At 44.3% G+C, this 12461-nt stretch carries 7 protein-coding genes and 2 pseudogenes; 5 read left to right on the top strand and 4 right to left on the bottom strand.

Translation table 11 applies throughout. From position 1 onward, the window contains the following. Positions 1–221 precede the first annotated feature (221 nt). Positions 222–1537 (bottom strand): annotated as a pseudogene (locus tag F6K57_RS30055) (IS701 family transposase). Positions 1538–1604: 67 nt separating this feature from the next. Beyond that, positions 1605–2432, bottom strand: coding sequence for an NACHT domain-containing protein (locus F6K57_RS30050; RefSeq protein ID WP_293029080.1), 828 nt, complete (start codon positions 2430–2432; stop codon positions 1605–1607). A gap of 464 nt (positions 2433–2896) precedes the next feature. On the opposite strand from F6K57_RS30050, the gene F6K57_RS30045 reads away from it, so the two are divergent. Beyond that, complete coding sequence (locus F6K57_RS30045; RefSeq protein ID WP_293029077.1) at positions 2897–3847, top strand: YbhN family protein; 951 nt, start codon at positions 2897–2899, stop codon at positions 3845–3847. Positions 3848–3874: 27 nt separating this feature from the next. Here F6K57_RS30045 and aspS read toward each other — a convergent pair whose 3' ends face one another. Beyond that, positions 3875–5662, bottom strand: coding sequence for an aspartate--tRNA ligase (gene aspS / locus F6K57_RS30040; protein ID WP_293071869.1), 1788 nt, complete (start codon positions 5660–5662; stop codon positions 3875–3877). Positions 5663–6093: 431 nt separating this feature from the next. On the opposite strand from aspS, the gene F6K57_RS30035 reads away from it, so the two are divergent. From F6K57_RS30035 to F6K57_RS30025, 3 genes are all read left to right on the top strand, one after another. Continuing rightward, a complete protein-coding gene (locus F6K57_RS30035; RefSeq protein ID WP_071102467.1) occupies positions 6094–6504 on the top strand; it encodes a roadblock/LC7 domain-containing protein in 411 nt (136 codons plus the stop codon). A 661-nt stretch (positions 6505–7165) separates the two neighbouring features. Then, positions 7166–8026 carry a DUF4388 domain-containing protein gene (locus F6K57_RS30030; protein WP_293029069.1) on the top strand — a complete coding sequence of 287 codons (861 nt, stop codon included), beginning with the start codon at positions 7166–7168 and terminating at the stop codon, positions 8024–8026. A 140-nt stretch (positions 8027–8166) separates the two neighbouring features. Then, the gene (locus F6K57_RS30025; RefSeq protein WP_293029065.1) at positions 8167–8715 is read left to right on the top strand and encodes an ATP/GTP-binding protein; all 549 of its coding nucleotides are present in this window, start codon (positions 8167–8169) and stop codon (positions 8713–8715) included. A 50-nt stretch (positions 8716–8765) separates the two neighbouring features. Here F6K57_RS30025 and F6K57_RS30020 read toward each other — a convergent pair. Beyond that, a pseudogene (locus tag F6K57_RS30020) lies at positions 8766–9552 on the bottom strand (IS5 family transposase). A gap of 595 nt (positions 9553–10147) precedes the next feature. On the opposite strand from F6K57_RS30020, the gene F6K57_RS30015 reads away from it, so the two are divergent. Further along, positions 10148–12461, top strand: a 2314-nt coding sequence (locus tag F6K57_RS30015) for a response regulator (RefSeq protein ID WP_293071868.1), incomplete at its 3' end; no start/stop codon positions are given.

Below are 12461 nucleotides of genomic sequence, written 5' to 3'. Positions count from 1 at the left end.
GGAGCAGATAATTTGCGCTCGCTGTTGTGTTTTACTCAAGCAGTGCGACTTCATTCGTGGTCTGACCCATTTTCATTGGTGGCAGGCAGCCAAGGCTTAACGATAACTATTTAACCGGATTTGATATAACCCCTTGTCGCACCTGTCGAATCATTTCACGGGTTGACCAATGGTACTCATTGAGAAATCGACAATTGGCGCTAGTGGGACTTAAACAAAAATCAACCCCAAATAAAGCCCTTACTCGCTTTATAAAAGGCAAATACGTCTCGGTTTTGGGTCAACCAATTAAAGAAACGGAAAGACATGGCAGTACGAAAAGCTTCTAGAGCCTCAGGAAAAGTATTCATTCGCGTAGCGTGGCCTTTGGCCAAGGTTGATTAGCCCAGCGTCTTTGTAGTCCTCCAGTTAACTTGTGCCAAAGAATAAAAGTGTAGGCACAGAAGACTAGGATAAAATGGCGAATCAGACTTCTTTTATCTCTGACTTGGTATTCTCTCAAGCCGAGCCATCCCTTAGCTTCCCGATAGAATACTTCTACCCAATTTCTTTGAGAGTAAGTCGTTATAACCCACTGTGCTGTTACTTTATATGAATCAACATTAGTGATAAAATCATCAATGTCTGTCGCCTCTTCAATTGAACTTGCATCTCCTACGATAGCAAATGTTCTTTCTCCTTCTAGACGAGACAGCTTGGCATTTAATGTTGCCACCCAAACACTTTTCGGTTGCTCGTTCGTTGAGATGAACTTCCTCAAAATCATCTTAGGAGAGGCTTTTCGCTAATTCATCCGTAATTTTTACTTCAATGTCTGATTCAGTTTTAATAATAACTTTCCGTTCGCGTAGCGTGCGCCTTTGGCGCATTTTTAGCGACCCCTCCTAAATACTTTAGCTTCCTTTCTTCCAATTTTTTGATAAAGGTTGTATTGTTGCCATAACCGGCATCAATTAAGACGATTCCTGGACGATACCCCCGAGCCTTACTCCGGTCAATTAACTCTATTCCCAAGTCAGGCTTCTTCTGAAATTCCTCATCTTTCTTTCCCAAAGCTAGTGAAGTGGCGTGCTGATATAATTCTAGGTCTAATGGTAAGCTTTTTTTGCCATCATAAATATGGGTTGTGGGAGATGACTATTCCATTGTCTGTCTTACCGATTTCTCCTAGATACTGCCTTCCCACTCCGAAGCGTCAAGTTACCACTTTTTCTATGTCCAGAGTCATCCAAAATCAAGGCAAACCCTCCCTTGATTCGGGTCCCTTGAACATTTGTTCATCACTTGTAAACGGCGTTCATTGATCTTAACGGCATCCCAAGGGGCATCAGTCAAGAAATGGTGTAATCGGCTGTAAACTACACCTACTGCATTATTTGCCATCTGTGTCAGGTTTTTCCTCTCGCTTTCCCCTAATAATCCCCCTAAATAATGTCTAAATCCGGTTTTTTGGGCTTTGGCGCATGAAGCAATCGTCGAAACGTTTACACCATTTCTCAAAGCACGGGGGCATGGCGGAGGGAGTGGTTTCTCTCAGGTCGGTTATTTCGACGTAAAATTACTGTATGATAAGTATTATAGCCTTATTTTACTCTTTTTATTGTTTAAATCCCACTAATCTGAGTTTGTTGATACCAGCCCTGAAGAAATTGCTGAATTTGGTTGAAATTAAATGGTTGTACTTCTAACACCGTTTCGACCTGTGACCCTGGTGTAGTACGATAGCCCTGGGGACGATATGTCAAGATAAAAGCAGTTTGGGGATAGGTTTGCATCTGCTGGTTAACCCATTGACTCACCTGCTGACGCTGATCCGGATCAGCTACTTCATCCAACCCATCCAACATCACTAAGCATTTGCCATTTTCTAACTGATCCCGAAACCAATTAGCAGGAGGTTGTTCCAAGCCTGCGGATTGACCCAATCCTGGTAATGACCCTTCCTCAACTTGTTTCGTAACTAGCTGTGCCAAGTTAGGTTTTTGCTCACTAGTAATGCGATCGCAACTATTCCGCAAATATACCAGTATAGGAATTAGTTTTGGCGCTTTATACTGGCGGTGAGCATTGTTGGCATAGGTCAGGGTCAAATGCTGCAAGGTAGTGGTTTTTCCTGATCCTGGGGGGGCAATGATTGCCAAATGTCGATAGGCTCGTCTTTTAGGTATTTTGGCGATAAAATCCCAAATTTCCGGACTGATCTGAGATTGATGGGAGTTTGTCTTAGGTAATGGTCTATTACCTGGAATTTTTGTAGCGAATCTTAGGGGGACAAATACCTGCTCGAAATCCAACCTTGATAGCCTTGTGTTCAACACTACTGTCTTCAAGTCACGAAAACCGTAGACTAAGCTTTGGTAATACTTGTCTTGAAACTGTGAGGTTGATTTTCCGTCGTGAAACTGTGAGGTGAATTTTCCCCACAACCCCATGACCAAGTTTTATTCTGGTTCCAAAGCTTTCTCATTTGACTTGTTTTGGAACGATGGCTTGTCCGACATGTTTTCTGGCATAGTGATGCTACTGCTACAAAGCCCCTTGCTTTCGAGTGTAAGCGAGTCTAATACTAAGTTGCCGCTTAAAGATGTAATTTACTGGTAAGACTATCCTTGAATTTGACTTTTAACCGTCAACTGTCAACGCTCAATCCTCTTGGGCAAAAAACCGTTGCAATAGTGACCTAGTAACAACCAAACTTGGTGTAAACACGCTTACTCGATGACACTGCTGATCAATTCTAAATTTTTATAAACAATGCTATATTTAAAATATATATTTTTAACTATTAGTAACCGAATTGAGTTTTTAGCATTTTATCACTCTCATTCTTTGTCTGTCATTTGTGATATCTTCTAAGTGTCGTATTACTTTGTAAAAATGTTAGAATAGATAGTCAATGAATGTAGCGATTAAGCGAGTCCTATCACCCCTAAAACCTTACCTACGCTGGGCAATCTTAGGTGGGACATTATTCTTCTTAGCAAAAGCCTTGAAAGACAACTGGCAAGAAGTGCTAGCGATTCGGATCAGCACTTCTGGATGGACTTGTTTAGGGATCGCTGTTGGCGTGACATTGCTAGCCCACACCTGGACTGGCTGGGTTTGGCATTGGATGCTCCGGGAATTCGACCAACAACCAGGGCTTGGATGGTGTATCCGGATCTATCTGAAGGTTAACATTGCCAAATATCTACCAGGTAACGTTTGGCACTTCTATGGTCGGATCTGGGCAGCTAAAACAGCAGGAGTTCCATTGGGAGTAGCTACTCTGAGTGTGTTAATGGAACCTCCCATGATGGCAGTAGGTGCTTTATTGCTGGCTTTGATCAGCTCTCCTTTGGCCAGCCGGATCATTCAACTCCCAATTCTGTTTGCTGTACTGATACTGATTCATCCTTGGTGTTTAAACCCATGCCTACAGTATTTAGCTCAATTAACAGGCAAGAAGAAAAGCATTGAATCAGATGAAGATCAGATTATCCGGGTCAAGCGCTACCCAATCCTACCATTGTTGGGGGAATTGGGCTTTTTGGGATTGCGAGGTTTAGGCTTTTTGCTTACCCTGTTAGCCTTAAGTCCAATCAGCCCCAGCCAACTCCCCCTGTTGCTTAGTGGGTTTAGTGTAGCTTGGCTGTTGGGCTTAATTGTCCCAGGGGCACCAGGGGGAGTTGGGGTATTTGAAGCCACTGCAGTGGGTTTACTAGAGCATGACTTTGCTCCGGCACTGGTGCTGAGTTCCGTTGCCTTGTATCGTTTGATCAGTATTCTATCAGAAGTTGGCGGTGCGGCACTGGCATGGTTAAATGAACCTCCAAGCGATCGCTCTTCTAACCAAGATCAAGGATGAAAACTTCATAAGTCATACTTTCATACTTCATACTTCATCGTGATAGGTAGAAGCTACGTACAACTCTTTTAACTGTTTATCATCCACAACACCTGGAGCATCGGTTAGCAAAGAACGTGCTTGTTGGGTTTTCGGGAAAGCAATCACATCGCGAATAGATTCTTCCCCAGCTAATAGCATTACTAGCCGATCCAAACCATAAGCAATCCCACCGTGAGGAGGGGCACCATAGTCAAAGGCTTCCAGCAGAAACCCAAACTTACTGTGAGCTTCCTCTTCGGACAAGCCAATAGCTTCAAAAACCTGTTGCTGAATCTCTGGCTGGTATATCCGGAGACTACCACCACCGATTTCTACCCCGTTCCATACTAAGTCATAGGCTTGAGCCCGAGCCGTTTTCAAATCATCTAAGTCATCAGGATGAGGAGCTGTAAATGGGTGGTGCAGTGCTTCTAAACGCTTTTCATCCGCATTCCACTCAAACATCGGGAAATCTGTTACCCAGAGTAAGTTAATTTTTGTTGAATCAATTAATCCCAATTCTTGACCAATTACAAGTCGTAACCGGTCGAGGGTTTTATTGACAATGTCAGCTGAACCAGCACCAAACAGCAGCAAATGACCAGCAGTAGCACCAGTTGCCTCTAATAACTGCTGTTTTTGGCTATCACTTAGGTTATCCTTAATCGCCCCGATGGTATCAATTTCACCTCCTTCTCGCACCCGGATGTAAGCTATCCCCTTAGCACCAGCTTCGCTTGCTTCTTTGAATAAGTCACCCCCTGGTTTAATCCGGACATTCGATATAGCTTCATTACCACCAGGAATAGGTAGAACTTTGACTACACCCCCAGTCTTTACTGCACCCGAAAAGACTTTGAAGCCAGAATCTTTCATCAAATCAGAGACATTGACTAGTTCTAAGCCAAAGCGAGTATCGGGTTTATCACTTCCGTAGCGTTCCATGGCTTCAGCGTAAGTGAGGCGGGGGAATGGTCTGGGGATATCAATACCTTTGACTGTTTTAAAAATGTGAAATACTAATGTCTCATTAAGCTGGAGAATTTCCTCTTGGGACATAAACGACATTTCCATGTCCAACTGGGTAAACTCTGGCTGTCGGTCAGCTCTGAGGTCTTCATCCCTGAAACATCGGGCAATCTGGTAGTATCGATCCATACCCGATACCATCAACAGCTGCTTAAACAATTGGGGGGATTGGGGCAGAGCGTACCACTGACCCGGATTAACACGGGAGGGGACAAGATAGTCTCTAGCACCTTCGGGAGTGGAACGAGTTAGCACTGGGGTTTCCACTTCGATGAAGCCTTGTTCATCTTCCAGGTAACGGCGAATTCCTCTAATCACTTGATGGCGCAGTTGCAGGTTTTTGCTCATGCGATCGCGTCTTAAGTCCAAATAGCGATACTTCAGCCGTAAGTCTTCTCGCACTGACTCAGTATCAGCACTGGACACCTGAAATGGCAACTGCTTACGCACTTTATTGAGCAGTTCAATGTAGAGAGCGTAAATTTCTACCTCGCCAGTAGGCAATTTGGGATTAAGGGACTCGTCAGGACGCTTAGTAACTCGTCCGGTAACCTTCACTACATATTCATTGCGCAGGTGATCGGCATCTTGATAGGAATCGGGGGTACGCTCAGGGTCACTAACAATTTGGACAACACCACGAATATCCCGTAGGTCCAAGAAGATCACACCTCCATGGTCGCGACGTCTGGACACCCAGCCGCAGAGGGTAACAGTTTCACCAATGTGCTGGCTTCGGAGTTGACCACAATAATGAGTTCGCATAGTCTTTGTCTATAATACTGGTTGAATTAATTTACTTATCAGGCTAAACCCTGGCGCGTTATGGTCTTAGATTCTCACCCTCACGGATGATATTTCCTGTTTTACAGGCACTTTACTAGGATTAAAATCCCCCGCCAGTAAGCCGACCCAGGCAATTTCAGCCACCACAAAGTCTGAATTATAGCTCATTTGACCCGAGTCTAGGCCATAGTCTGACACTAGGCTTCCTGATATGGGGGAAAAGGTTTCATAGGTTCTGTGTACCTTTGGGCTATAGTTCCTGATATCCTAACCCAAGCCAGATCTCCGACGAATTTACTGCAACGACCGAGTATGGCAACTAGACCTTGATAATTGGCTAGACTTTCCCTATCACTCTATTTTCCACAAACTCGATTGAGCAGTAACGTTTTGATGAGGAATGGATAACCATGACCATTAATACCGCCAAGCTGGAGACCATTATCCAAAATTTTGTCACCAGCACCAGTGAGGTTCAAGGAGCTGCTTTAGTTTCTCCTGATGGACTGCCTATAGCATCCAGTTTACCGAGCGAGATGGATGAAGAACGAGTATCAGCCATGTCAGCTGCTATGTTATCCCTAGGTGAACGGATTGGCTCGGAATTGTCCAGAGGCATTCTAGACCGCATCTTCGTAGAAGGTAATAAAGGTTATGGCATACTAACCAACTGTGGCGAGTATGCTGTTCTATTAGTCTTAGCCACCAAGGCAGCTAAACAGGGGGTGCTGATGCTGGAAATCAAGCGGGTGATTCCAGAGTTGAAGGCAGCCTTAGAGCCTCACCATTCCATACCAGGAATTTATGAAACAAAACTCTAGTTAAAGTGCCACAGCAAAGATATGAAAGGTTGCCACTGCTTATATCATGTCGGGATAATTACCCTTAATAAAAACCTCCCCCATCTCCCCATCTGGCCATCTCCCCATCTCCCTACACTCCCCATCCTCCCGGCGCCCCCGCCCCTTAATTATGGGTATTCAACCAGACTTGATATTCGAGTAGGGTGGGTGAATTTCATCTTGACAGATAGTTCAATATAATGTATTATTTGCTATGATTTTTCGTAAAAATGCTCACTGTTATTTGAATAATTTAAGAAATCCTTTTGATTTTAGGTAACTCAAGATACCTATGGTCTTAACTGGAAGTTGCTATACTTGCAAAGCTATCTAAGCGCCAGGTTTGAGTTAAGCCTATTGCCAATGTCAGATTGCCAATGTCAGAAACCCTGCTGAACCTCTCCTCTCTGATGCTTATATCTTCATTTGACGCATCAGTCATAAGATATAAATTTTTTACTTTACACTTAGGGAATTACTAACCCAATGGTTATAAATGTATTGTAAAATAATTAAAATTTAATAACTTTACTATAAAATCCCAAAAAATGGATAAAAAAAAGAGATTATTAATTAGGTGATGTGACTATCAATAAATTTAAGCCTAGTAATAGGTTAATTGATTTATTATTGACAAGTAATGGCTATCACGAGTTCTTTAGCGGAATTTTCCCTCCCAGAATTGTTTCAGTTCCTCGATCAGGGAAACAAAACTGGATTACTAACCCTCCGATTCAAGCTAAGTAGGCATAGTCAAGAAATAAAAGCTCGACATATTCTACTGCGCCAAGGTCGGATCTTGGCAGTTAGCCATCGTCTGGATCACCAATGCCTGCTGAAAATGATGTGTCAGCGGGGTTGGCTGAGCCCTGAGGTAATTAATGAACAGGTAAATCGATGTCCGGCGAATAAACCTATTGGTCTGTACTTGAAGACTAAGGGATTTATGCATCCAGAGCAGTTGAGACTACTATTTCATGCCCAGGTTATACGCTCAGTTTGTGGCTTATTCAGGCTCAAAGATGCTAAATTTAGGTTTGACTCTAAGGCAACCTTGCCCACGATAGAAATGACGGGTTTAAGCATCTCAGCTACCAAAGCAACTCTAATTGGTCTGCGAGCTCTACCAGATTGGACTGGATTAGCAGACAAGCTACCTGAGACAACCTCCGCACTATCTAGGGCGATGGTGGGTCATCGCCAGTTAGGGCTAGACCCAATGGAAGCTGGAGTTTGGAAATTAGCCAATGGGTCGATTCCCCTCACTGATATTGCAACTCGGTTGGGGAAGTCTCTGGAAACGGTTCAACAGATATCCTTCCGGCTGATTAGCGTGGGTTTAGTCGCAGAAGTGCCTATGCTTACTTCATATCAACAGAACTATTGGCAATCACAGGGATTAGAGCCAGTCGCCGTTGGGGCAAATCGAACTGAGGAGGACAATCCTCAAGAGCTGAGCAATCGCTTTGTGCAACACTTACTTGGTTTCTTAAGGAGGTAATAACAGCTAGGTAGTTTTTGGAGTTAATGGTAGTTTTTATGCAATCAGAGCATGGTAATCCTAATCCAGTGGTTGACAATAATGTTGTCGTGTTTCCGATTCTGCTTCAGAACGGCTAACAGCAAATAAGCGTGGAAATTATGCGTCTAGTTGTGACCGGTGCCGTGGGTGCTGGAAAATCCTCTTTCATTCGCTCGGTTAGCGAAATCGATGTAGTGGATACAGATTGCCTAGCAACGGACGTGACAACTAAAATTAAGCAAAAAACTACAGTAGCGATGGACTTTGGGCGTTTGCAATTTGCTCGAGATATGGCGCTACATTTATATGGTACTCCAGGACAGTCTCGCTTTGATTTCATGTGGGACATCCTGATTCGGAAAGCCCATGCTTACATACTCCTTGTTGATGCCCATCGTCCCAGTCAGTTTAGCTCTTCCCGTCGCCTGCTCAGTTTTATGCAACAGCGTGTAAAAATTCCCCTAGTGATTGGTCTAACCCATGTCGATTGTGATGGAGCTTGGTCAGAAGAGGATATAGCGATCGCATTGGGCTTTGTGGATGAAAGCAATCGACCCCCGATGGTCAGCCTCAATGCCAATCAACGAGATTCTGTGATTCAAGCATTAATAGTGCTAGTACAATATATCATTAAATGTGACATCTCCCACACTCACCCTAATGGTTAGAGTGTGGGCTGATCGCCGTAAAATCTAAATTTAGGATCTAGGGCGTGTCATCAATTAAGCCAGATTACGGCAGCAGCCAGATAAATTGCTCCTAGAAAGTTCTTGGCTCGCTTATCGTAGCGCGTCGCGTTCGCGAAGCGTGACCAAAGGTCAATCCCTCGATATTGCTTGAGTCGGGCAAAGAAATTCGTGGCGCAGATGTCGTGCTTTGTACAAATGTCTGTCATACTCACGAGCAATAGTACGGTTGCGCTTGGGCGGAATAACGGCTGTTTTTCCCTGTTGTTGGAGTCGCTCAATCACGCGCTGATCAGCATCATATCCCTTGTCAGCCAGCAGTGTATCAGCAGCCAAATCTTTAAGCAGGACATCAGCTCCATCGAGGTCACATGCTTGTCCCGGGGTCAAGTGAAAACTGAGGGGATTGCCCAAGGCATCGACTAGGGCATGAATCTTGGTACTCAATCCACCTTTACTACGACCGATGGCTTCGGTTGACCCATCCCCCCTTTAGCCCCAGCACTGTGCTGGTGAGCACGCACAATAGTCGAGTCAATCATGGCGTATTCGTTGTCCGCATCGTCGGCTAAGGCCTCAAACACCTGTTGCCACACCCCGCGCTTTGCCCATCGACTAAAACGGGTATGAACAACTCGAAAATCACCAAATCTTTCCGGTAAGTCCCGCCAGGGAATCCCAGCTCGATAGCGGTACAACACAGCTTCAACAAACAATCGATTATCTTTAGCTGTTACTCCTACCGTCTCTTTTCGCCCTGGTAGTAGGTCTTTTATCCGTTCCCACTGGTCCGAGACGCAAAGCATAGCGGCGTATCATGATAGCACAGCTCCTGATTGACTAAACTCTCTACAGCTACCGATTCTAAACTAAATTGATACCTATTTGATGACACGCCCTAGCGATACTAGGTTTTGGTGTCTTTAAGCCATTTTGAGGTGTTTTTTGATAACTAGCAACTTAGGTTAGTAGTAGGGTAGATAATGCCAACCCTAGCAGAACTTAGGCAGCAATTCTACCTGTAGCTTCTGTTAATAATTCCCCCTACTACTTCTGGACTAGTGTTCTCGAAGAACAGAGGCTTGATCGCCACCCTTTCATTAAAGGAGTGGTAAAGCAGCTGATCCGCGCGTTGCGATCAAAGATGGGGTGCGACCTCGCGCTTTTTGAAAGCTAAGCGTGAAAGCCCACCAAGAGAGGGAAGAATCACTTCTCAATTTGACACAATCTTTACACACTCTTTACATAATTTTGAGATGATCCAGTGCAACTAGCCGTTACTAATGGTAAAACCCAAATAGTGATGAACGCATATCAAGAAATTACATATAGCATCTGTCAAAAGAGGTATATTTTTGAGTGTTCTGTGTTTATCCAAAATTTGTAAAGGACTAGGCTTACAGCAGGATTGTTCATGAGACTTTTGCTGGTAGAGGATGACAATGCTCTAGCTCTAACCTTGAGTAAAGTGTTGAGAGAGCAGAATTATATTGTAAATATTGCTGGAGATGGGGAAGAGGGTTGGGAGTATGCTCAAGCCTTTACCTATGACCTGATTGTGCTGGAAGTGGATTTCCCCAAGATCGATGGTATCAGCTTGTGTGATGGTATCAGCTTGTGTAAGCGACTACGGAAGGCAAGCTACGATAGAGGGATTTTGCTGTTGCTTTCTCAAGCAGCTACTGCTGAGCAAGTCAAGCTTAATGCTGAAGCTGATGATTATATTGTTAAACCCTTTACAGCCAAGGATCTTTTGACTCGGATTAGGACATTACTGCGTCACCACAGTGTTTCTGGATTAAGGCTACTGGAATGGGGTGATGTCTGCCTAGACCCGAGTACCTGTGAAGTAACTTATAAAGGTCAACTGCTCCATCTCTCACCAAAGGAATACGGTCTTCTAGAACTATTCTTGAGCCATCCGCGCCGAGTATTTAGTCAGAGTTTCATTCTCGGACATCTGTGGTCATTTGAAGACCCTCCTTCACCAGAAACAGTTAGGGCACATGTTAAGGGGTTAAGGCGCAAGCTCAAGAGTGTTGAAGCTGATGATATGATTGAAACTGTCTATGGTATGGGCTATCGCCTCAAGAGCTTACCGAGGAGCAAGAGAAAGAAAATCAAACCAACCCCAACCAGGTTCAATCAGCCTTGGGAGCTTTCTAAAGGAACCATGTGGCGTCAGTTTGCCACTGTAGAACAGGCGGTTAATGCTCTCGAAGCCGGACATCTTACTGAGGAGCTGCGAAAACAAGCCCAGCAGCAAGTCCACAAGCTGGTTAGAGCTTTAGATAAGTTTGGCTTAGTGGAAGGATCACGGCTAGCCCAAACTATTGAGTACTGGCTACAGTTCGTCAGTATAACCAAGACAAGGAACTCCGGTAAACTTAGATATCGGTCAAGACGCAGGAACTATGACAACCAAATAGAATTGCCTAGTCCTCAATTACAGCAGCTAACCTCCCCAACTAATATTCAAAATCTGGCATCTTTGGTAGCACTTCTGTCTGAAGAACTCCAGCAACCTCCATCAGCATTCTCTGGTGATGTCATTAGTGAGTTGGAAGATAATCCAACCATTACTGTCTTAAAAGAGTCTGAACTAACCAAGGATGGTAGATCAGAACCCCTGGCACCCGAGCAATTCCCAAAAAAGCTTCCCTTGATTTTAGTTATCGATGGAGAGGTGCAACTGACACAACAGTTGGAAAGAGAAGCAGTAAATTGGGATATGCAAGTAAAAGTTGTCCTAGATCCCAGGGAAGCCAGATTTGTCATGGATCAAGAAGTACCTGATGTTGTTCTACTGGAGTTGATGTTTCCCAATGATCCAGAGGTCGGAATGGCACTCCTAAAATATTTCCAGAACCAATACCCTCAAATCCCAGTAATCGTTTCTACACAGCAAAATCGGTTTAGCGATCGCGTTGAGGTTGCTCGTCAGGGAGGACGGGCGTTTTTATCCAAACCCGTTACCCCAATACAGTTACTAGAAACCGTTGAAGATGTCTTAAATCAAGCTAGACCTTCCACCGCCAAAGTCCTGGCAGTAGACGATGATCCCCTAGTGCTCGAAAGTATACGACACTTCCTACAACCTTTAGGAGTGCAGATTACTACCTTAGAAGAACCCGATCAATTTTGGGAACAGCTCGAAGCGACAGGACCTGATCTACTGATCTTGGATTTAGACATGCCCCAATTCAATGGGATTGAACTGTGCCAAGTTGTGCGCATTGATCGGATCTGGCATGGATTACCTATCCTATTGCTTTGTGAACACCAAGACTCTGAAACAATTCACCGCATTTATGAAGCTGGAGCTGATGACTATATCTTTAAACCGATAACGAAATCCGAGTTAGTCACCCGTGTTTTCCATCGTCTAGAGCGTACCAAACTGCTCCGTAGTTTAGGAGAAACTGACCAATTAACTGGTGTGGCTAATCGTCGTCAATCTACCATAGAATTTAATCGATTACTGCGTTTATCCCAACGCTACCATCAACCTCTTTGCTATGCCTTATTGGATTTAAACAACTTAAAACAGGTGAATGAGCAATATGGTCATGTGATGGGAGATAGAATGCTTAAGCGGTTAGGACAAATCTTGCGGCAAAAGTTTCGCAGCGAGGATATAGTTGCCCGCTGGGGAGGTAAGGAGTTCTTCATCGGGATGTATGGTCTCAATCGACAGGCTGGGGTCAGAAGGCTCCAAGAAATTTTGG

This window comes from Moorena sp. SIO4A5 (assembly GCF_010672005.1).
GTDB lineage: Bacteria > Cyanobacteriota > Cyanobacteriia > Cyanobacteriales > Coleofasciculaceae > Moorena.
Note: the sequence above shows the minus strand (reverse complement) of the source record. Positions and strands in the feature narration are given on the sequence as shown.